Origin of the sequence: Microbulbifer rhizosphaerae, from assembly GCF_014191725.1 — a bacterium.
GTDB classification, from domain to species: domain Bacteria; phylum Pseudomonadota; class Gammaproteobacteria; order Pseudomonadales; family Cellvibrionaceae; genus Microbulbifer; species Microbulbifer rhizosphaerae.
Genome location: NZ_JACHWZ010000016.1, coordinates 59,592 through 81,169 on the forward strand (window position 1 = coordinate 59,592; position 21,578 = coordinate 81,169).

Below are 21,578 nucleotides of genomic sequence, written 5' to 3' on the forward strand. Positions count from 1 at the left end.
CCATTTTGCCCTAACACCCAACAAGCTTTTGATCAATCAACAGTTCAATCAGAGCATCAATTCTCATATCCAAAGCATTCTTTTCAACGTTCCGCAATATTTTTTTCAATGGAACCACATCACACTCAGTATACACAAGGGAATCCCCTACTGATGACTTAAAATAAGGATTATCATTTGGACTCAAAAAAAGCAAATAAGCCTCTTTTAGATAAGTAGCCCCGTAATTTTCTGAAAACTGCTTAACCGGCAAGATCTCCCCTTCACGAGCTTCACCTTTGTAGGATTTAACCACTAAGAATTGATCCAACTTCGATTTATTATTAATCCTCTTCCAGTAATCCAACAACTCTTCATCTTCTACAAACTCAGAAAATAAATTCTTGTACTCACGAACACCTATCGTCCCACCGACTTTTATAGCCAACACAACAGTATCCTTATCTTTTAAATACTCACGAACCTCATCACTTTTATACGCCGGCTCAAAACCAATAGCAGGAAGAGCTCTTATCAACAAACAAACTAAAACAAAAAACATACTAGCTTTCATTACCCTGCCCTCAATACTTATACACTGTTGTTCGACCAGACACCCATCGAGATCCACGGTATACTTCAAGATTGTATGTAATTACACCGCTATACCTTGCATACTCATCATAATTACTAAATTTACCACCAATACCTGCTGCCCCAGCACGCATAACTGACAGCTCTGTCCCGGAAGCAAAAATAGAATGTGCCTCAGCACCCCACGCACTATTAAAATCCCCTCCATGAACCATGCTTCCAGAAGGGTGAGAATGCCAAACACTATCACCGTCATTGAAGGTCCCCTCATAAATACCTATAGCTAGACCATTATGAAACCCTGTGCTGACTTCTTTGATTCTATGACTTTCTTTATCTATTACGGCCCAAAATTCAATCTTAAGCTCCTTAGCATAAGCCATCAATTCTTTATTATTATGTAGCGCCAAGGCTGCCTCCTTAGCCGAATCATAAGTTCCTAACATAGTATCAGCGGCTAATACATTTATTTTGTTCAAAACCTTCTCCGTAATTGCCTGCTCCTTCGCCTTCTCCGTAAATACATGCACCCGAGGCCGGTCGCACGCTAACTTCCGGGTTTTCCCTGTGCTTTCAGCGGCTTAGCGCCCGTTTTGCCCGGCGCCACCGGCCGCCTCTCGGTTTTTGGCCCCGACGCGGGTTTTACCTTAGCGGGATGTGCGAACGGTGGCAACGCGCTTTTCCGCTTAGCCGCTCTCCGGGCGCGCCAGCGCCCGAAGGGCCGCCGACAGGCGGCCGGGGCCGCTGCAAGCGGCCACTCTCCCCTTTGTTTGGACAGTTGGCTGGCATGAGTATCAGGACGATCACGACAAGGTACATGATTATTTTGCGCATTTTTTGTTCACTCCCACGGCTTTTTTCTCCTCTTTATTAGAGTGGAAGTGAGGCGCAGGGCCGCCACCATGCGGCTAAAGCGGAGGGGCATTTGCCCCTCCTGGTTGGCCGCTAGAACGGTGGCGCGGCTTCTTCGATGGCTTCGATCAAGTGCCGACAGTCTTGGCGCAGGTGCTTGATGTACATCTGCCATTCGATATCCAGGCGCTCCCAGGCCTCAATGACGCCCCAGCCTTGCGGCAGGTACTCGATGCGCTCCAGGGTGAATGCGGCGGCGATCAGTTCGCCGGTGCTGGCGCCGGTGGTGCCGCTTTGGCGCAGGCTGTTCGCGGTGTTGAGGATTTTGTCCAGCGGATACGGCAGCTGGTTTATTTCATCTTGGATTGGCTTTGGTATGGCCATGCCTTGCCTCCTTTGAGTGGCTGTTGTGTGGCCACTTGGCAGAACCCCGCGCGCAGGCCTGTCAAGGCTGCGGAGCGCTGTTCAGCGGAGCACCGCGTAGCGGCTTGGCCTTGACTGGTTGAGCACGGGGTTATGCTGAGGGGACACACAGCAGACACGGGGTTTCCGGGTGGCACGGACCCCCAAGGTAAAAAGCTTTCGCGGCTTCGCCGCGGCCTTTTGTGTTCCCCCCTTGGGGGGCTAGGGGGGTAAAAAACCAGACATGCGACCAGCCCGGCCTGCCCGCTTTAAAGACCTGACGCTGGCACAGTGTTTATTGGGGCCACTGGGCCCCCAGCCGGCGTAGGGCTCGCCCACGCCGGCGGGCAGGAGTTTTTCGGGCGGGGAGGCGAACGCTTTTTGTGAGCCGGGGGAGGCATGGCTGGGGAAGCGGCCGCTAAAGGGGGATGGGGGCTGGCGCGGGCCTTGCGCTTTTTTGCAAGGGCCGTGACAGGCCCCAGCCCGCTTTTGCAGCCACCTTTTTGCCTGTGCCGTGCGCAACAACGTGGAGCGCGGCCCGCCGCGCCGTTTGCGGCGGCTGGAACGAACGGTTTGCCCTCTCCGCCGGCACGGGGCGAGCCTGGCGCCTTGGCTTGCGCTGTTTTTTTGCAAGCCATGTGACAGGCGGATAAGGGCTCAGTCGGTCGGGTCCTGTTCCTCCGCGCTTTCCGCCTCCAACTGGGCCAGCAACGTGTCCTCGGTCGCTTCGGGCTCTTCTCCACCTTTCTGTCTTCTGTTCCCTGCCTTCTGCCCTCTGGCTGTTGGATGGGTGGCGGCGTGGATCTGTTGCAGCTTGAGGATGGAGACGTGGGTGTAGATCTCGGTGGTGGACAGTTGTTTGTGGCCCAGCAGTTGCTGGATAAAGCGCAGGTCGGCGCCGTTTTCCAGCATCAGGGTGGCGGCGGTATGCCGGAACAGGTGGCAGGAGCCGGTTTTGCCGAGGTCGGCGCGGGTGATGTATCGGGCTACCAGGCGGCTGAGTTTGTCGCTGGTCATCGGCTGGCCGTTGGGTTCCAGGAACAGGGTTTCCGGCTCTGGTTCGATCACCCAGTCGAGGCGCACTTGAGTGAGGTAGTGTTGCAGCCATTCCAGGGCGCGGGGGCCGATGGGGACGAAGCGGTCTTTCTGGCCCTTGCCCTGACGCACGGCGAGCATTTGCCGGGCGCCGTTGACGTCGGGTCGGGTGAGGTTGAGCAGTTCCATGCGCCTTATGCCGGTGCTGTAGAGCACTTCCATCATGGCTCGGTCGCGGATGCCTTCGTCGGTCTGGAGGTCGGGCTGGGCGAGGACCTGTTCGGCTTCCTCGGCGGTCAGGGGCGCCCTGGGTAGCGCTTTGGCCACCTTGGGCAGTTGCAGTTCACTGGCGGGGTTGTACAGCAGGTAGTTCTGCTGGGTGGCCCATTTGAAGAAGCTGCGCAGGGGCACCAGCCGCTTCAGTTGGTTGTTGGCGCTGATGGGATTGCCGCGGGCGTCGCGGCTGTGGTGCAGGTGTCTTCGGTAGCGTTCCAGGATCGGCTTGGTCACGCTGCTGGCCTTTACAATGCCGCGCTCCTGGCACCATTCGCTGAACTGCCGCAGGGTGGTTTCCCGATGGCTGATGGTGCGCGGGGAGTAGTTCATGGCCCGCAGGTAGTCGAGATGCAGGCGGCTGAGGTAGGTGAGGCTTTGGTTGTCCATCGGTCGCCTCTCCTCACGCCCGGACTGCTTCAACTACGGTACGGCCGTTGAAGTTTTTCGCTATAGAAGTGCTTTTCGGTTTTCCCCGACCGGTTTCTGCGGAAGCCGCGTCGCTGCTGGGCTCCGGGGATTTTTCCAAGTCCGACCGCCCCCCGACTTGGCCCCGACCGGGGGCCGACTTCTCGGCTTTTAACCCCGACTTCTTTTTGTCGTAGTCCAGTTTTTGCGGGTCAATCAGCCCCATCAGGCGGTTTTCGTCTTCGCCCTGGCCGTCGAACAGCAGTTCGTATTCGTAGCTCTGGCCGCGGCCGCCGCGGTGGGTCAGCAGATATTCCATTTCTTCCAGACGGTGCAGGTGCACTTTTAATTGGGTGTTGCCCCAGCCGGTACACTCGCGCACCTGGCGGCGGCTAAAGCGGTAGTCCTTTTGTTCGATGCGCTGCCGCTGGCATTCATCCGCTACCATCTGCTGGATCAGTTTAAGCAGCTTCCGCGTCTGCGCCGGCAGTTCGTCCAAGGTGCGGCCCAGCACTTCGTGGGCCAGGCGGTTAGCAGTTTCGATATCCGACAGGGTGACCTCGATATATTCGATGGCTCTGCCCGTGTGGTGCACGGTTTTTATCTCGCGCTGGTACTGATGCAGCAGCGCGATGCTGTCGATCAGGGTGAGATACTTTTCATGGTCTCTTCGGGTTCTAGTTTTGTCGTCCAGGAAGGTGAGGCGGTCAGCGTAGGGGTTGATTACCGGGAGCGGCTTTAACAGGCGCTGGGCGTTTCTGTGCAGTTGGGTGAGCTGGGTTTTCTCCAGTTTGGCGGTGAGGCCTTCGAGGGTTCGGCGCTTTCTCTGTGCCTGGTGGATGGCTCTTGTCTGCTCGCGGGATTCGTTGACGGTGAGAACCAAACAGCGGTTCAACAGTTCTTCGTCGATGTCTATCGCGGTGGTGGTCAGGAACAGCATCACCGGGCCTTCCACGCGATACTCCCGCGTCACCAGCTCGCCGGTGGTTTCGTCTTTGCCGGTGCTGGCGATAGTGATTTCGCCTTCACTTTGGAGCAGCTTCAAGGCATAGCTGGCATTGCTCGCGCCTTCCTCCTCGGCAATGGCCAGTATCTTGTGTTTGAGATTGGTTTCGCCCATGTAGAACAGGCTCTGCCCGGTCATGGCCGAGTAGTGCACCCGCTCTTCCTCCGGCATCAGGTTCAAGACCGCGTCCATCAGCGAGCTTTTGCCGGCGGCTGAGGTGGATTGGATAATCACCGCCAGCGGCCGCTCCAGCTTGCGGCTGGCGCTGGCCAGATAACTCACCAGCTTGTTGCTCTCCTCGCCCACTACGCCGCAGCGGTCGAAGTCGGACAGGATGCGGTCCAGCAGGTCCGGGGATTGCAAGAGCTCCAGAGCCTCGCGCTGTTCGCTCTCGCTCAGCTCCGGCGCCAGGCTCTCCGGGGTTTTCTGCAGGCTGCCTTGGATCAGTTTTTCCTGCAGCTCCTCCAGCTTGAGCAGGATTTTGCTCAGGTCGGTTTTTAAGGTGCGCTCCTCCTGGGCCAGCTCCAGCGCCGCCAGTTTGATAAAGCCGGCCCGCGCCTTGGCGGCGTAGAAGTCGAAGCTGTCCACGTGCAGGTTGTCCCCGCAGCTCGCCAGCAGGTTGATCTTGAGCACTTCGTAGTTCTTGTTTTTTTCCAGACCGCGCACCCGGTACTTTCTGTCGCCGAAGGTGAAGTGCACTTCGCGTTCGGAGACTTCGGCATCGGGCACCGGATCGCTGGGGGCTTCCGGTACAGCCGCCGCCGGTGGCAAGGGCTCCGGCTCGGGTTGCGGCTGTGGCGGCGGCTTGGGGATCGGCGTCGGCTCCCGGGCGTTCTGATTGAGGGTATCTATCTGCCCGGCCAGGCTTTTGGCCTGCTGCTCGAAGCGTTCCCGGGCGGGATCGGCAGCTAAAGCGGAAGGCGCCTGCTGCTCCAGCTCCAACTGGCGCTCCGGCGGTTTGCCCTGTCCCATCCATTCGGCCGAACGGATTACCACGCCCAGGCTCTTGCCGGCCGGGGTGACTTCCCGCGCGTACTGGTTGGCATCCATGCCCTTGGGGAACAGCAGCCGGTAGCAGTCGAAGCCTTCCGCCTGCAACTGTGCCGCCAGCTTCTCGGCAGCGTTGTTGCCGGCGGTATCGCGGTCATAGGCAATCAGAACACGCTGGATGCCGGCCTCCTTGAACAGCGCCAGGTGATCACCCGTGAAGCCGGAAGTGCCGTAGCTGGCGGTCACGTTGCGGTAGCCCGCCGCCCAGAAGCTCAGGGCATCGATCAGGGCTTCGCACAAGATCACTTCCTTCTGGCCTTCCAGGGCGGCCGCATTCCACACGCCAGCGTGTGGACCCGGCAGGTACAAGTGTTTCGGGGTGCCTTTGCGCAGGTCGTCGCGGATTTTGCGGCCGTAGGCCTCCACCACATTGCCCGCGCTGTCGAAGACGGGAACGACTATGGAGCCGTTGAAGTGCTCGTGGCCGCTGTCACGCAGCACGCCAACCTGTTGCAGCTTGCCGCGCACCTCGGCGCCCGCCTTGCGGCTCTTGGCCGGCAGGCGGTAACCCAAGGTGCGGTTAGCAAACCCCAGCTTGAAGCGCTCGATCAGTTCCCGGTCACCAAGGCCCCGACCGGCCAGATAGTCCAGCGCCTCCGGGCTCTGCAACAGGGCCTCGTGGTAGAAGTCCACCACCTGGTTGAGCAACTGCTGGGCCTCGTCATCCTCCGACAGCAACACTTCCATTTTTTGCGCGGTGCTGTGCTTGACCGGCTTGCCGGCCGGCGCAGCCAGCGCCGGGATATCGTCCCGCAGTATCTCCACCGCGTGGCGGAAGCTGATGCCCTGGGTCTTCATCACCCAGTCAATCACGCTGCCGCCGGTATTGCAGGCACCGAGGCAGTGCCAGAGATTGGATTGCGGACTGACCACCAGCGACGGGGTCCTGTCGTCGTGGAAGGGGCAGCGGCCCACCTTGTCCTTGCCGTGCTTCTTCAGTTCGACCCCGAAGGTCTCCACCAGCCGCTCCAGGGACACCTCCGCCTTGATCCGCTCGATCACCTCGTCTGCGATGCGTGCCATTGCCTTTCCCCCGACTTGGCCAAAATCCTGTCAAGACCCATATACAAAAAATGTATGGTTTATTTGCCGGCCGGAAGCATATACACTTGATGTATATAAGGTCAAGCAACTGGAGAAGGGTCATGCAAAACCGGGGTTACACTCTCCCGCACCATAGGAATGCGGGAGCCCCATTCATGCCCAAGCAGAACATCGAGCAGCTAACCGGCTTTGGTCGGCGCCTGGCGGATTTGCGGAAGCAGGCCGGATATACCCAGGTGGAACTGGCCAATGAGCTGGGCGTCTCGCAACGGATGATTTCCTACTACGAGGGCCACAGCGATTTCCCGCCCTCGAACCTGCTGCCCGCCATGGCCAAGCTGCTGGGGGTCAGCGCGGATGAGCTGTTAGGGATCAAGCCGCTAAAGAAGAGTCGCCAGCCAGATTCCCGACTGCTACGGCGGATGCAACAGATCGACAAACTGGACGCTGCCACCAAGCGGCAGGTGATCCAGGTGATCGACACGTTTATCGAGAATGCCAAACTCAAGAAGCAGGCTTGAGCAACCAACCTAAAACGACAAAGCCCCGCCGGAATCACCAGCGGGGCTTTGTGTGGGGGTTCACGGGGCTGCAAACGTTATTTTCTTTTTCCCTGCAACTCTAGCAATTTACCCTTCAATAGAGAAACATTTTTACCCTCTTTGCCATCAGAAAATCTAGACAAGTCAAAAATTAATTTCTCCACAATCTCGCAAACTTTTTGCACGAAAACCTTAGAACTAACAACAACCTTCTCCCCCTTATAAAAAAAATCAAATTTTTCATCCTTATAAATAACATCTATAGCTTCAGGCTCTTCCAGAACTTCGATTCTATTCTGTCTACCCCCAGAAATAATGAAATCAGACATTTCCATTAACCATGCATCAACATATGTACTTTCAATAGTAATAGATTTCCCATTATCCCCCACTATATATACGTTACCTATGGGATCATCAGGGTCTACCCCACCGCTCACATCTAAAGCATAGAAAATATCTGTCAATTTCTACTCCTCATAACACGGGATATACGCTTCTTAGATTTCCAGCAGCATTTAGAACAGCCCTTACTTGGACGCTATTTCCACCAACATTAACGACCGCTTCAAATCCTCGACTCCCATTCCTAACATTGACCAAATTAGCTGGATTTCCTGCTATTTTCTTACCAAGCTTAATTTGATCTTTCAAAGTAAAATTACTATCAAGTTTCTGAAAATCCTTTAAATGTTTTTTAAGATGTTTAAGTCCCTTCTTACTAATTCCAATAGCAATCTTTTCACCCTTCAGAAAGCTTGTTGCTTTAGCTCCAGATAGCCATTCTGCAAGGTAAAAGAGAGCACCTAGTTCCGAATCTACCGGATGCCCATAGCTGTCCCGAGTAATAAAACCACTAGAATCCCCAATCAAAGAAGAAGTAGCTCCTTGCGTGGCCGTAACTTCTACACACTCGTACTCAACCCCGCAATTTTTATCTGCCTGCCCCTTCGCCTTCTCCGTAAATACATGCACCCGAGGCCGGTCGCACGCTAACTTCCGGGTTTTCCCTGTGCTTTCAGCGGCTTAGCGCCCGTTTTGCCCGGCGCCACCGGCCGCCTCTCGGTTTTTGGCCCCGACGCGGGTTTTACCTTAGCGGGATGTGCGAACGGTGGCAACGCGCTTTTCCGCTTAGCCGCTCTCCGGGCGCGCCAGCGCCCGAAGGGCCGCCGACAGGCGGCCGGGGCCGCTGCAAGCGGCCACTCTCCCCTTTGTTTGGACAGTTGGCTGGCATGAGTATCAGGACGATCACGACAAGGTACATGATTATTTTGCGCATTTTTTGTTCACTCCCACGGCTTTTTTCTCCTCTTTATTAGAGTGGAAGTGAGGCGCAGGGCCGCCACCATGCGGCTAAAGCGGAGGGGCATTTGCCCCTCCTGGTTGGCCGCTAGAACGGTGGCGCGGCTTCTTCGATGGCTTCGATCAAGTGCCGACAGTCTTGGCGCAGGTGCTTGATGTACATCTGCCATTCGATATCCAGGCGCTCCCAGGCCTCAATGACGCCCCAGCCTTGCGGCAGGTACTCGATGCGCTCCAGGGTGAATGCGGCGGCGATCAGTTCGCCGGTGCTGGCGCCGGTGGTGCCGCTTTGGCGCAGGCTGTTCGCGGTGTTGAGGATTTTGTCCAGCGGATACGGCAGCTGGTTTATTTCATCTTGGATTGGCTTTGGTATGGCCATGCCTTGCCTCCTTTGAGTGGCTGTTGTGTGGCCACTTGGCAGAACCCCGCGCGCAGGCCTGTCAAGGCTGCGGAGCGCTGTTCAGCGGAGCACCGCGTAGCGGCTTGGCCTTGACTGGTTGAGCACGGGGTTATGCTGAGGGGACACACAGCAGACACGGGGTTTCCGGGTGGCACGGACCCCCAAGGTAAAAAGCTTTCGCGGCTTCGCCGCGGCCTTTTGTGTTCCCCCCTTGGGGGGCTAGGGGGGTAAAAAACCAGACATGCGACCAGCCCGGCCTGCCCGCTTTAAAGACCTGACGCTGGCACAGTGTTTATTGGGGCCACTGGGCCCCCAGCCGGCGTAGGGCTCGCCCACGCCGGCGGGCAGGAGTTTTTCGGGCGGGGAGGCGAACGCTTTTTGTGAGCCGGGGGAGGCATGGCTGGGGAAGCGGCCGCTAAAGGGGGATGGGGGCTGGCGCGGGCCTTGCGCTTTTTTGCAAGGGCCGTGACAGGCCCCAGCCCGCTTTTGCAGCCACCTTTTTGCCTGTGCCGTGCGCAACAACGTGGAGCGCGGCCCGCCGCGCCGTTTGCGGCGGCTGGAACGAACGGTTTGCCCTCTCCGCCGGCACGGGGCGAGCCTGGCGCCTTGGCTTGCGCTGTTTTTTTGCAAGCCATGTGACAGGCGGATAAGGGCTCAGTCGGTCGGGTCCTGTTCCTCCGCGCTTTCCGCCTCCAACTGGGCCAGCAACGTGTCCTCGGTCGCTTCGGGCTCTTCTCCACCTTTCTGTCTTCTGTTCCCTGCCTTCTGCCCTCTGGCTGTTGGATGGGTGGCGGCGTGGATCTGTTGCAGCTTGAGGATGGAGACGTGGGTGTAGATCTCGGTGGTGGACAGTTGTTTGTGGCCCAGCAGTTGCTGGATAAAGCGCAGGTCGGCGCCGTTTTCCAGCATCAGGGTGGCGGCGGTATGCCGGAACAGGTGGCAGGAGCCGGTTTTGCCGAGGTCGGCGCGGGTGATGTATCGGGCTACCAGGCGGCTGAGTTTGTCGCTGGTCATCGGCTGGCCGTTGGGTTCCAGGAACAGGGTTTCCGGCTCTGGTTCGATCACCCAGTCGAGGCGCACTTGAGTGAGGTAGTGTTGCAGCCATTCCAGGGCGCGGGGGCCGATGGGGACGAAGCGGTCTTTCTGGCCCTTGCCCTGACGCACGGCGAGCATTTGCCGGGCGCCGTTGACGTCGGGTCGGGTGAGGTTGAGCAGTTCCATGCGCCTTATGCCGGTGCTGTAGAGCACTTCCATCATGGCTCGGTCGCGGATGCCTTCGTCGGTCTGGAGGTCGGGCTGGGCGAGGACCTGTTCGGCTTCCTCGGCGGTCAGGGGCGCCCTGGGTAGCGCTTTGGCCACCTTGGGCAGTTGCAGTTCACTGGCGGGGTTGTACAGCAGGTAGTTCTGCTGGGTGGCCCATTTGAAGAAGCTGCGCAGGGGCACCAGCCGCTTCAGTTGGTTGTTGGCGCTGATGGGATTGCCGCGGGCGTCGCGGCTGTGGTGCAGGTGTCTTCGGTAGCGTTCCAGGATCGGCTTGGTCACGCTGCTGGCCTTTACAATGCCGCGCTCCTGGCACCATTCGCTGAACTGCCGCAGGGTGGTTTCCCGATGGCTGATGGTGCGCGGGGAGTAGTTCATGGCCCGCAGGTAGTCGAGATGCAGGCGGCTGAGGTAGGTGAGGCTTTGGTTGTCCATCGGTCGCCTCTCCTCACGCCCGGACTGCTTCAACTACGGTACGGCCGTTGAAGTTTTTCGCTATAGAAGTGCTTTTCGGTTTTCCCCGACCGGTTTCTGCGGAAGCCGCGTCGCTGCTGGGCTCCGGGGATTTTTCCAAGTCCGACCGCCCCCCGACTTGGCCCCGACCGGGGGCCGACTTCTCGGCTTTTAACCCCGACTTCTTTTTGTCGTAGTCCAGTTTTTGCGGGTCAATCAGCCCCATCAGGCGGTTTTCGTCTTCGCCCTGGCCGTCGAACAGCAGTTCGTATTCGTAGCTCTGGCCGCGGCCGCCGCGGTGGGTCAGCAGATATTCCATTTCTTCCAGACGGTGCAGGTGCACTTTTAATTGGGTGTTGCCCCAGCCGGTACACTCGCGCACCTGGCGGCGGCTAAAGCGGTAGTCCTTTTGTTCGATGCGCTGCCGCTGGCATTCATCCGCTACCATCTGCTGGATCAGTTTAAGCAGCTTCCGCGTCTGCGCCGGCAGTTCGTCCAAGGTGCGGCCCAGCACTTCGTGGGCCAGGCGGTTAGCAGTTTCGATATCCGACAGGGTGACCTCGATATATTCGATGGCTCTGCCCGTGTGGTGCACGGTTTTTATCTCGCGCTGGTACTGATGCAGCAGCGCGATGCTGTCGATCAGGGTGAGATACTTTTCATGGTCTCTTCGGGTTCTAGTTTTGTCGTCCAGGAAGGTGAGGCGGTCAGCGTAGGGGTTGATTACCGGGAGCGGCTTTAACAGGCGCTGGGCGTTTCTGTGCAGTTGGGTGAGCTGGGTTTTCTCCAGTTTGGCGGTGAGGCCTTCGAGGGTTCGGCGCTTTCTCTGTGCCTGGTGGATGGCTCTTGTCTGCTCGCGGGATTCGTTGACGGTGAGAACCAAACAGCGGTTCAACAGTTCTTCGTCGATGTCTATCGCGGTGGTGGTCAGGAACAGCATCACCGGGCCTTCCACGCGATACTCCCGCGTCACCAGCTCGCCGGTGGTTTCGTCTTTGCCGGTGCTGGCGATAGTGATTTCGCCTTCACTTTGGAGCAGCTTCAAGGCATAGCTGGCATTGCTCGCGCCTTCCTCCTCGGCAATGGCCAGTATCTTGTGTTTGAGATTGGTTTCGCCCATGTAGAACAGGCTCTGCCCGGTCATGGCCGAGTAGTGCACCCGCTCTTCCTCCGGCATCAGGTTCAAGACCGCGTCCATCAGCGAGCTTTTGCCGGCGGCTGAGGTGGATTGGATAATCACCGCCAGCGGCCGCTCCAGCTTGCGGCTGGCGCTGGCCAGATAACTCACCAGCTTGTTGCTCTCCTCGCCCACTACGCCGCAGCGGTCGAAGTCGGACAGGATGCGGTCCAGCAGGTCCGGGGATTGCAAGAGCTCCAGAGCCTCGCGCTGTTCGCTCTCGCTCAGCTCCGGCGCCAGGCTCTCCGGGGTTTTCTGCAGGCTGCCTTGGATCAGTTTTTCCTGCAGCTCCTCCAGCTTGAGCAGGATTTTGCTCAGGTCGGTTTTTAAGGTGCGCTCCTCCTGGGCCAGCTCCAGCGCCGCCAGTTTGATAAAGCCGGCCCGCGCCTTGGCGGCGTAGAAGTCGAAGCTGTCCACGTGCAGGTTGTCCCCGCAGCTCGCCAGCAGGTTGATCTTGAGCACTTCGTAGTTCTTGTTTTTTTCCAGACCGCGCACCCGGTACTTTCTGTCGCCGAAGGTGAAGTGCACTTCGCGTTCGGAGACTTCGGCATCGGGCACCGGATCGCTGGGGGCTTCCGGTACAGCCGCCGCCGGTGGCAAGGGCTCCGGCTCGGGTTGCGGCTGTGGCGGCGGCTTGGGGATCGGCGTCGGCTCCCGGGCGTTCTGATTGAGGGTATCTATCTGCCCGGCCAGGCTTTTGGCCTGCTGCTCGAAGCGTTCCCGGGCGGGATCGGCAGCTAAAGCGGAAGGCGCCTGCTGCTCCAGCTCCAACTGGCGCTCCGGCGGTTTGCCCTGTCCCATCCATTCGGCCGAACGGATTACCACGCCCAGGCTCTTGCCGGCCGGGGTGACTTCCCGCGCGTACTGGTTGGCATCCATGCCCTTGGGGAACAGCAGCCGGTAGCAGTCGAAGCCTTCCGCCTGCAACTGTGCCGCCAGCTTCTCGGCAGCGTTGTTGCCGGCGGTATCGCGGTCATAGGCAATCAGAACACGCTGGATGCCGGCCTCCTTGAACAGCGCCAGGTGATCACCCGTGAAGCCGGAAGTGCCGTAGCTGGCGGTCACGTTGCGGTAGCCCGCCGCCCAGAAGCTCAGGGCATCGATCAGGGCTTCGCACAAGATCACTTCCTTCTGGCCTTCCAGGGCGGCCGCATTCCACACGCCAGCGTGTGGACCCGGCAGGTACAAGTGTTTCGGGGTGCCTTTGCGCAGGTCGTCGCGGATTTTGCGGCCGTAGGCCTCCACCACATTGCCCGCGCTGTCGAAGACGGGAACGACTATGGAGCCGTTGAAGTGCTCGTGGCCGCTGTCACGCAGCACGCCAACCTGTTGCAGCTTGCCGCGCACCTCGGCGCCCGCCTTGCGGCTCTTGGCCGGCAGGCGGTAACCCAAGGTGCGGTTAGCAAACCCCAGCTTGAAGCGCTCGATCAGTTCCCGGTCACCAAGGCCCCGACCGGCCAGATAGTCCAGCGCCTCCGGGCTCTGCAACAGGGCCTCGTGGTAGAAGTCCACCACCTGGTTGAGCAACTGCTGGGCCTCGTCATCCTCCGACAGCAACACTTCCATTTTTTGCGCGGTGCTGTGCTTGACCGGCTTGCCGGCCGGCGCAGCCAGCGCCGGGATATCGTCCCGCAGTATCTCCACCGCGTGGCGGAAGCTGATGCCCTGGGTCTTCATCACCCAGTCAATCACGCTGCCGCCGGTATTGCAGGCACCGAGGCAGTGCCAGAGATTGGATTGCGGACTGACCACCAGCGACGGGGTCCTGTCGTCGTGGAAGGGGCAGCGGCCCACCTTGTCCTTGCCGTGCTTCTTCAGTTCGACCCCGAAGGTCTCCACCAGCCGCTCCAGGGACACCTCCGCCTTGATCCGCTCGATCACCTCGTCTGCGATGCGTGCCATTGCCTTTCCCCCGACTTGGCCAAAATCCTGTCAAGACCCATATACAAAAAATGTATGGTTTATTTGCCGGCCGGAAGCATATACACTTGATGTATATAAGGTCAAGCAACTGGAGAAGGGTCATGCAAAACCGGGGTTACACTCTCCCGCACCATAGGAATGCGGGAGCCCCATTCATGCCCAAGCAGAACATCGAGCAGCTAACCGGCTTTGGTCGGCGCCTGGCGGATTTGCGGAAGCAGGCCGGATATACCCAGGTGGAACTGGCCAATGAGCTGGGCGTCTCGCAACGGATGATTTCCTACTACGAGGGCCACAGCGATTTCCCGCCCTCGAACCTGCTGCCCGCCATGGCCAAGCTGCTGGGGGTCAGCGCGGATGAGCTGTTAGGGATCAAGCCGCTAAAGAAGAGTCGCCAGCCAGATTCCCGACTGCTACGGCGGATGCAACAGATCGACAAACTGGACGCTGCCACCAAGCGGCAGGTGATCCAGGTGATCGACACGTTTATCGAGAATGCCAAACTCAAGAAGCAGGCTTGAGCAACCAACCTAAAACGACAAAGCCCCGCCGGAATCACCAGCGGGGCTTTGTGTGGGGGTTCACGGGGCTGCAAACGTTATTTTCTTTTTCCCTGCAACTCTAGCAATTTACCCTTCAATAGAGAAACATTTTTACCCTCTTTGCCATCAGAAAATCTAGACAAGTCAAAAATTAATTTCTCCACAATCTCGCAAACTTTTTGCACGAAAACCTTAGAACTAACAACAACCTTCTCCCCCTTATAAAAAAAATCAAATTTTTCATCCTTATAAATAACATCTATAGCTTCAGGCTCTTCCAGAACTTCGATTCTATTCTGTCTACCCCCAGAAATAATGAAATCAGACATTTCCATTAACCATGCATCAACATATGTACTTTCAATAGTAATAGATTTCCCATTATCCCCCACTATATATACGTTACCTATGGGATCATCAGGGTCTACCCCACCGCTCACATCTAAAGCATAGAAAATATCTGTCAATTTCTACTCCTCATAACACGGGATATACGCTTCTTAGATTTCCAGCAGCATTTAGAACAGCCCTTACTTGGACGCTATTTCCACCAACATTAACGACCGCTTCAAATCCTCGACTCCCATTCCTAACATTGACCAAATTAGCTGGATTTCCTGCTATTTTCTTACCAAGCTTAATTTGATCTTTCAAAGTAAAATTACTATCAAGTTTCTGAAAATCCTTTAAATGTTTTTTAAGATGTTTAAGTCCCTTCTTACTAATTCCAATAGCAATCTTTTCACCCTTCAGAAAGCTTGTTGCTTTAGCTCCAGATAGCCATTCTGCAAGGTAAAAGAGAGCACCTAGTTCCGAATCTACCGGATGCCCATAGCTGTCCCGAGTAATAAAACCACTAGAATCCCCAATCAAAGAAGAAGTAGCTCCTTGCGTGGCCGTAACTTCTACACACTCGTACTCAACCCCGCAATTTTTATCTGCCTGCCCCTTCGCCTTCTCCGTAGACTCTGAACTTCTAGCACCCCGGCCACTGCTGCCATGTAACAGCAATGACAACCATGCAGAGCCACTCTTCACCCAGGGACTACTTCCACTGCGACATGTATAGCTACCCGTGCAATTCCCATTAGGTTCGTAACCCCCTCCTCCTCCAGTATCATCATTTTCGTCTAACTCGTATGGGAGCGGCGGGAATTCGGGTACCTCATCCTCCTCAGATTCAAAGCCGCTGGGATCCGTAAAGCTAAGAGGATTGTTGAACGCATAACTATAGCGATTCCAGCTCTGACTGTTTGTCGGCGCCTGTACGATCGGGTCCGGACTCAGGAACCTGCCCAGGGTGGGATCGTATATCCGCCCATTCATATGAATCAACCCGGTCCGATCCAGGTGCTCGTGGCCGGTGTAACCCCGCTTAGTGGTGAAGCCCTGAGACAGCAGCAGTTCCTCCAGCTGCTGCTGGCTGATGTCTCCGCGCCAGTTTGCCTGCCTGCGGCCGCCGTAGGGGTCGAAGGCGGTGTCCAGGATCACTGCGCCGCTTTCGTCGGTAACCTTCTCGACCGAGCCCAGGTGGTCCCGGTGCAGGTACTGGTATTCCGCCGTGGTGCCGGTAAGGTCGTCGATGGCGATATGCTGTACGTTACCGTCGAGGGCTGTCTTCTGGATCTTCTGGATATTGCCGTCGTGGAGCGGAAGGAGTTCTTCGTAGCTGCCGACGATAAAGACCTTTTCGGTTTTGAGCTGGCCGTCTTCCATCCAGCTGGATTCGCGATAGAAGCGGTTGCCGTCGGGGCCGTACTGGAACCTGTCCCTGGCCGTGGGTGTTGATGTGGTCCGGCTGTTGCCAACCACTATCTCGGTGGCCAGTTGGCGGGCATTCCAGGTGATCCATTTATCGTCGCCGCTGGCGGCGTCGTAGCGCTCGATGGCGCCATTCAGGTCGTACTGCAGGCTGTGGGCCATGCCGTTGATGTTGACATTGCTGACGGCATTGGGGCCGGCGTTGCCGAACTCTCCGTACTGGTAGCCGGTGACATCGGTGTCGCCCGCCTGGTTGCTGGTCTTGCTGGTGATATTGCCCAGCTTGTCGTACAGGGTGCTGAGTTTCCGGCTGCCACCGATGGTCATGGTGGCATCCTTGAGGCGGTTGAGGCCGTCGTAGGTGAAGTCCTCCTGCTTCGTTATCTGTGAGCCGCTATACACGAAGCGGCTCTCCAGGGTACCGTTGGTGCGCCAGCGGTACTCGTTGTTCTGGATGTTGCCGCTGTCGGTGTCGATGGTCTCCAGGCGGCCGGTATCCGGGTTGTAGGTGCGGTTGGTCACCAGGTTGTTGCCGTAGGTCTCCTGTTTCACCTGGCCCCAGGCGTTGATGTCGTTGAAGGTTTTGACCGCAACGAGACCTTCCACCGGGTCGTCCTGGGCATTCAACACCGACAGGTAACCGCGGCCGTTGTACTGGTAGTGGGCCTCGACGCCGTTGGGGTAGACGATTTTGTTTAAGCGGCCGCTGCCGTCGTAGTCGTAGCCGTGGTCGTAGGTTTTGCTTATGCCACCGGCGGTGAGTGCGGTGGTAATCTTGTCCAGCTTGCCGTCGTCGGGGCGGTAGCTAAAGGTCTCGTGGAAGACCCGGGTGCCGCCCTCGGTGTAGCTGCGGCTCTCAATACTGCCCTTGGCATAGGGGGCGTCGTAGTTCCATTCCGCGAGGCCGTCCGCGTCCGCCTGCTCCAGCAGGCGCCCCAGCTGGTCATAGAGGTAGGTGATGCTCTGGCTCTTGTTGTCGGTCTGCCGCTCCAACTGGCCGAAGGCGCTGTAGTTGCTGGTGACGGAGCCCAGATTGGGATCGGTCAGACCTGTGCGGAAGCCGGCGTGGTCGAAGGTGAAGCTGGATTCGAAGTTGCGGCTGTCGCCGGTGACGGTCACCGTTTCCGGCAGGCCGCTACCGTAATAGGTGTAATCGGTGGCGACGGAGGTGCCGTTGGTGCCAGCGTCGTCCACGGTTCTGGCCAGGTCGCCGGTGAGGCCGTAGTAGCTTTCCTTGACCTGGGTGCTGGTGCCACTTTCGCCGATCACGGTCTCGGTGACGCTGACCTTGACCTGACGGCTGCCATCCGCGGTGTGATCCGCGTATTCGATATCGACAGTGCCGCCGTTGGCCTTCTGCACCAGGTCCAGTCGGTTGCGATGGTCGTAATCGTACTGGGTGATTGGCTTGTAGCCGTCTACGGCAACGGCACCATCGGCAAAGAAGGGAGCAGTCTCGGTGGCCAGGCGGCCCTGGAGATCGTACTTGAATTCCCGGCGGGAGACGGCACTGCCGGTAAAGGCCTCCATATCCTGCTGTACCAGGCGCCCCAACTGGTCGTAATAGCGCTCAGTCTTTGGAGAGATGGACGAATCGGTCTCCGCCCAGTAAGGAACTTCTATGCCGCCCACCGTGGGGCAGATACCGTGACAGAAATTGTACTGGGTGTTGAAGACTATGTCGTCGGGGTTGGTGCGTCTGACCTCGCGGCCGAAAGGATCGTAGCCGATTTCCGTGGTCCGGGTGTTGGCATCGGTGACCTTGCTGACGGCGCCGAAGCGCGGATCATATTCGAGGCTGATCGACTGATCGAGGGCGTTCTTTATGGTCGTGGCATAGCGGCGATCTAAGAAATCCCCCTCGACCGAAGTGCTGCGGGTCTGGGTGCCGACGCCGTTGATCTCCGTATCCACCTTGCCGGTGGCGCTCTCGCTACTCAGGTTGCCGTAGTCGTCATAGCTATAAGTAACCGCCAAGTGGTATTCCGGATCGTTGGGATACTGGGTGACGGTGTGCACCTTATTGCTGCCGGCTAAGGGAGTGGCGGTCAGGCTTTCCACCTGATCCGGGCTGTCGCTAACCTCTCCTGAGAAATAACGCTGCTCACGGGCTGTGGTGAAACCGATCAGCCAGTTGCCTGACACCCGGTTGTCGAACAGAGTGGTGGTTTCCACGCTGCGCTCCACCTCGGCGTACTCGGTGGCGGGCACCACCTGGCCCCAGACAGCCTGGCTTTCATCTACATCGGCATTACCAAGGGTGCGGCTAGTCTGTAGGCTGCCGGTGATCAGGTCGCCGGCCGTACCTTGGGAGAGCGCTTCGGGCAGGTTGTCGGTGACGGCATAGCCCAGCGGTTTTCCGCCCTCGAGCAATGTCTCCAGGCTCTGTGCCACATAGGGGAAGTAGGTGTCGCCATCGCCGGCGTCCAGGGTGAGGGTGGCGTGGCTGAAGCGCTGGCGGGTGAGCAGTTCGCCAAAGTTGTAGTTGCTCTTGTACTGGAGCTGGCGCGCCAGCTTGCCAAAGTAGGGGAAGTCCTGCCGGTACTGGCGGTAGGTGACGATATCCGCTTGCGTGTCGTAGATGCGCTGGGCGGTGTAGCCGAGAAAGCCCCAGTGCTTGTCGCTCTTCAGGCCCACACCCTGGTAGGCATACTCGGTGACGTGCCAGGAGTTACTGTAGCCGTTGGATCGATGCACCTCGGTGACCACGGTGCGGTAGTCGTTGTTCACCGGTTGCAGCGGGCTGGCATCGGGAATGGTACCCACCGGGCCGAAGAGTATTTCACCCTCATCGAAGCGGCCCACCTCCTCCGAGCCGGGTTCATCGGTAATTTTGTCCAGCACAAACTTGGCCTGTGCCCCCAGGCCATCGGTAACGGTTTCGATACCGGTCTCGAAGTCCTCCGGGTTGGCGGAGTCGGTGTACTTCCAGGAGAACACCAGCGGATTGAGGCACTGTCTGCCCGTGTAGCCGTCATCATCCATATCATCCGGATCGTAGGCGCACAACTGTATCTGCTTCAAGCGACGGGTGTGCTCCTCGTCCGGGTCCGCGGGCTCCTCCTCGGAGATCAGCTTGTACTCCCGGTGCAGCGCGCCGTCCAGGTGTACGCGGACATGGTGCAGCAGAACGAGCTGTTTCTGCTGGATTTCCTCCAGCGGGACCGGCGGCGCATCTGTGCGGGTGCCGTACTGGAACTCAATTTTGGCATCACCCTCGTTGCCGTAGGTGATTTCCAGCGGGTAGTTGATACCTTCCACGACGTCGTTATGGTATTTGTATTCCAACGCGTTGCCGAAGGCATCGGTAACCGTTTTCAGGCTCCAGGCAAAATAGGGCGAGTTACCGGCCCTGAGTCGGCTGTCGACGCTGGTGCCGTAGTCGCTCACCCGGCCATCAGGGCCTTTGATCTGGAACCAGCGCCACCCCCCGGCGTCCTCCTTCAGCTCGATAAGCCGGAAGCTGTCGCGCAGGGTGCGATACTGCGCACCCGCCTGCCAGTGGGTGCCAGAGATGAGCACCAAGGGCTCGCCGTCCAAGCACAGGGAGTCACTATCGTTCAGTTGAATTTTGTCCGCCTGCGGACGGTTAACCACGCAACGGCGGATGCTGCTAAATCCACCCACGCGCCAGCCGTAGCCGAGAATATCCTCGGGCAGGGTCTGGTTTATGCGCTGATGAAAGCGAGCGCTGGTGTAATGCAGGAACAGGTTTGGCTGCAGGCCGTTGACGCCGGGGGCCGGCTGCAGGGGAACGGTGATGACCGCGTCGCCCCTGGCACCGACGTCGGCACTGTAGGCGAGAGTCCCCGGAGTATCGGGTGCTTCCGTCTTCACCGCCGGCTTCTCGTCGATGTTTTCCAGGCTGTGCACCTTGATCCAGTGGCTCAGCGTAGAGTCACACTCGAAGTCGTTGCAGGCTTCCAGTTTGTACAGGTATTCCCCCGGGTCGCTGGCACCATCGAAATAGCTGTTAGCGGTGGTGTGCGGCACCGGCGTACTCCAGCAGTAGCCGTCCTCCTCGGTTTCGCAGCCGGGTTCGTCCTGCTCCTTGCGGGTGCGTTTTAGACGGTAGCTGCTGGCCTTCACGCCTTCCTGGGTGGTCGCGTCTTTCCAGGTAATAGTCTGGTCCAGCTTATAGAAGTGTTCGGGAAGGTCTTCGGTGAACGCGGCTTCCGGCGGCATAGGGGGAGTCAGCTGCTTCACTGGATCAGTCCAGTGGCCACAGCCCGACTTGTTGCAGGCACGTGCTTTGAATTTGTAAGCGGTAGCGGTAATTTCGCGCCCGGTGGTAGCCTCGCTGATAGTGACCAGGGTCTTCTTGCCCAGATTGGAGCCATTCAGACCTGGATCGACAAAGGGCACAAAACTGTAGCCACTGCCGCCGATACTCCATTTCAACTGGTAGTGAGTAACAGGGTCCGATGGATCGGGGTCGGCAATGGAGCGCCAGGACAACTGGAAACTGGACCCCGGCAGAGTGCTACCGCCGGGTTCCAGCCAGTTTTGAACCTGGTCGGGATAGTGTTTGACGGTAACCGTGGTGGAATATTTCCAGCCGCTATATTGGTAGTAGCTTCCCGCCCTGGCATAGGCTCGGACCCGATACCGATAGCTGCCACTGGGCATGGTGCCAGTAGCGGGTAGTGACTTTGAGCGTGTACTTTTACCAACCTTTGGGCAACTACTGATAGCAGGCCAGGTACCGTCCACCTGCTCACACCACTGGTAGCCGGTGAACTTTGAAGAGGATGTACTTGATGCAGCCCATTCGATGGTAAATTGGCCATCGGTATCGATACTGCCGTCTACTGTCTTGGGCTTATAGGTAACGTCGCCGGTCGCATTCGGTATGAAAGCGACGTTAACTGTATGCTCACCTATTTTGTCTTTATTGAATTGAGCTGCCGGACAGGAACTGATTTCAGGGGGAGGGGGAAAGGTATATGTTTGGCACCACTCCCGCCAGTGCTCATATCGGTACCGGGCCGTGGCAGATACAGAGATTGACTTACTGCCACCTTCCGCATTCACGGAGATATAGCGCGTAAACTGTCCGTTTTTAAACTCCTTAAGATAGATTGCCATATTACCGAGAAGAGGGGCCGGGTCGTATGACAGCGAAAAGCTTCCGCTATTGTTATTGGCAGGACCGCTGATGTCAGCGATGGCCTGACAGCTGAAAAACAGTACAAGGCAAAAGCTGAGAGCGCTACGAACGAACATCCCTTCCCCCAAAAGCAACCGTTATTAGAATCCCTTCAGGTTTTACCATAGGGAGCGATTACAGATCGATAACACGCCATTACAAGCCATTACAGGTTTGTCCATTTTTTAATCGAATGCCTCGACCATCGTAGGATTCAGAGGTCTTCATCCACGCAACGTTGGTCACTGGAGCCGGTTGCAATCTACTGCGCTTTGCACAATGGCGATTAAGTAGCAGGTAACGCGAACCTTCCAGTCACATCCGTCAATTTCGGTGAGTTTCTGGGCAGGACACTTTCGATTGCGGCGAATGTGGAGAAGAGAAGGCTCGGCTCCCTCTCTCCCGCTTGCGGAGTTGGAGCTTTCA

General features: G+C 57.7%; 14 protein-coding genes. 2 read left to right on the forward strand and 12 right to left on the reverse strand.

The window, feature by feature from the left end:
- Positions 1-10: 10 nt before the first annotated feature.
- The 5 genes from FHS09_RS16005 to FHS09_RS16025 all read right to left on the reverse strand — a co-directional run bounded on the left by FHS09_RS16005 (position 11) and on the right by FHS09_RS16025 (position 6,622).
- Positions 11-553, reverse strand: coding sequence for a hypothetical protein (locus tag FHS09_RS16005; protein WP_183461744.1), 543 nt, complete (start codon positions 551-553; stop codon positions 11-13).
- Between the two features lie 10 nt (positions 554-563).
- The gene (locus FHS09_RS16010) at positions 564-1,052 is read right to left on the reverse strand and encodes a hypothetical protein (protein ID WP_183461745.1); all 489 of its coding nucleotides are present in this window, start codon (positions 1,050-1,052) and stop codon (positions 564-566) included.
- A 466-nt stretch (positions 1,053-1,518) separates the two neighbouring features.
- On the reverse strand, positions 1,519-1,809 hold the full coding sequence (locus FHS09_RS16015) for a hypothetical protein (protein WP_183461746.1): 291 nt from the start codon (positions 1,807-1,809) through the stop codon (positions 1,519-1,521).
- A gap of 675 nt (positions 1,810-2,484) precedes the next feature.
- Positions 2,485-3,525, reverse strand: a complete 1,041-nt coding sequence (gene xerC, locus FHS09_RS16020; protein ID WP_183461747.1) for a site-specific tyrosine recombinase XerC — start codon at positions 3,523-3,525, stop codon at positions 2,485-2,487.
- A gap of 13 nt (positions 3,526-3,538) precedes the next feature.
- Positions 3,539-6,622 carry a CHC2 zinc finger domain-containing protein gene (locus FHS09_RS16025; protein WP_183461749.1) on the reverse strand — a complete coding sequence of 1,028 codons (3,084 nt, stop codon included), beginning with the start codon at positions 6,620-6,622 and terminating at the stop codon, positions 3,539-3,541.
- A 176-nt stretch (positions 6,623-6,798) separates the two neighbouring features.
- Here FHS09_RS16025 and FHS09_RS16030 point away from each other — a divergent pair, with 176 nt between their 5' ends.
- On the forward strand, positions 6,799-7,164 hold the full coding sequence (locus tag FHS09_RS16030) for a helix-turn-helix domain-containing protein (protein WP_183461751.1): 366 nt from the start codon (positions 6,799-6,801) through the stop codon (positions 7,162-7,164).
- 77 nt (positions 7,165-7,241) lie between these two features.
- Here FHS09_RS16030 and FHS09_RS16035 read toward each other — a convergent pair whose 3' ends face one another.
- The 5 genes from FHS09_RS16035 to FHS09_RS16055 all read right to left on the reverse strand — a co-directional run bounded on the left by FHS09_RS16035 (position 7,242) and on the right by FHS09_RS16055 (position 13,679).
- Positions 7,242-7,652 carry a hypothetical protein gene (locus FHS09_RS16035; RefSeq protein ID WP_183461752.1) on the reverse strand — a complete coding sequence of 137 codons (411 nt, stop codon included), beginning with the start codon at positions 7,650-7,652 and terminating at the stop codon, positions 7,242-7,244.
- Positions 7,653-7,662: 10 nt separating this feature from the next.
- Positions 7,663-8,160: a hypothetical protein gene (locus FHS09_RS16040; RefSeq protein WP_221192052.1), complete on the reverse strand. Its 498-nt coding sequence runs from the start codon at positions 8,158-8,160 to the stop codon at positions 7,663-7,665.
- A gap of 415 nt (positions 8,161-8,575) precedes the next feature.
- Entirely contained in the window at positions 8,576-8,866 is a 291-nt protein-coding gene (locus FHS09_RS16045; RefSeq protein WP_183461746.1) for a hypothetical protein, read from the reverse strand.
- 675 nt (positions 8,867-9,541) lie between these two features.
- Positions 9,542-10,582: a site-specific tyrosine recombinase XerC gene (gene xerC, locus FHS09_RS16050; protein ID WP_183461747.1), complete on the reverse strand. Its 1,041-nt coding sequence runs from the start codon at positions 10,580-10,582 to the stop codon at positions 9,542-9,544.
- A gap of 13 nt (positions 10,583-10,595) precedes the next feature.
- Positions 10,596-13,679, reverse strand: a complete 3,084-nt coding sequence (locus FHS09_RS16055) for a CHC2 zinc finger domain-containing protein (RefSeq protein WP_183461749.1) — start codon at positions 13,677-13,679, stop codon at positions 10,596-10,598.
- Between the two features lie 176 nt (positions 13,680-13,855).
- Here FHS09_RS16055 and FHS09_RS16060 point away from each other — a divergent pair, with 176 nt between their 5' ends.
- Complete coding sequence (locus FHS09_RS16060; RefSeq protein WP_183461751.1) at positions 13,856-14,221, forward strand: helix-turn-helix domain-containing protein; 366 nt, start codon at positions 13,856-13,858, stop codon at positions 14,219-14,221.
- 77 nt (positions 14,222-14,298) lie between these two features.
- Here FHS09_RS16060 and FHS09_RS16065 read toward each other — a convergent pair whose 3' ends face one another.
- Both FHS09_RS16065 and FHS09_RS16070 read right to left on the reverse strand, forming a co-directional pair.
- Positions 14,299-14,709 carry a hypothetical protein gene (locus tag FHS09_RS16065; RefSeq protein WP_183461752.1) on the reverse strand — a complete coding sequence of 137 codons (411 nt, stop codon included), beginning with the start codon at positions 14,707-14,709 and terminating at the stop codon, positions 14,299-14,301.
- A gap of 10 nt (positions 14,710-14,719) precedes the next feature.
- On the reverse strand, positions 14,720-20,632 hold the full coding sequence (locus FHS09_RS16070; protein WP_183461757.1) for an RHS repeat-associated core domain-containing protein: 5,913 nt from the start codon (positions 20,630-20,632) through the stop codon (positions 14,720-14,722).
- Positions 20,633-21,578 lie beyond the last annotated feature (946 nt).

What these genes read in the sequence shown, in the direction of transcription:
- FHS09_RS16045 (WP_183461746.1), bottom strand. Translation starts at nt 8,866, where the DNA reads ATGGCCATACCAAAGCCAATCCAAGATGAAATAAACCAGCTGCCGTAT.
- FHS09_RS16070 (WP_183461757.1), bottom strand. Translation starts at nt 20,632, where the DNA reads ATGCCCAGTGGCAGCTATCGGTATCGGGTCCGAGCCTATGCCAGGGCG.
- FHS09_RS16060 (WP_183461751.1), top strand. Translation starts at nt 13,856, where the DNA reads ATGCCCAAGCAGAACATCGAGCAGCTAACCGGCTTTGGTCGGCGCCTG.
- FHS09_RS16015 (WP_183461746.1), bottom strand. Translation starts at nt 1,809, where the DNA reads ATGGCCATACCAAAGCCAATCCAAGATGAAATAAACCAGCTGCCGTAT.
- FHS09_RS16030 (WP_183461751.1), top strand. Translation starts at nt 6,799, where the DNA reads ATGCCCAAGCAGAACATCGAGCAGCTAACCGGCTTTGGTCGGCGCCTG.
- FHS09_RS16055 (WP_183461749.1), bottom strand. Translation starts at nt 13,679, where the DNA reads ATGGCACGCATCGCAGACGAGGTGATCGAGCGGATCAAGGCGGAGGTG.
- xerC (WP_183461747.1), bottom strand. Translation starts at nt 10,582, where the DNA reads ATGGACAACCAAAGCCTCACCTACCTCAGCCGCCTGCATCTCGACTAC.
- FHS09_RS16025 (WP_183461749.1), bottom strand. Translation starts at nt 6,622, where the DNA reads ATGGCACGCATCGCAGACGAGGTGATCGAGCGGATCAAGGCGGAGGTG.
- xerC (WP_183461747.1), bottom strand. Translation starts at nt 3,525, where the DNA reads ATGGACAACCAAAGCCTCACCTACCTCAGCCGCCTGCATCTCGACTAC.
- FHS09_RS16005 (WP_183461744.1), bottom strand. Translation starts at nt 553, where the DNA reads ATGAAAGCTAGTATGTTTTTTGTTTTAGTTTGTTTGTTGATAAGAGCT.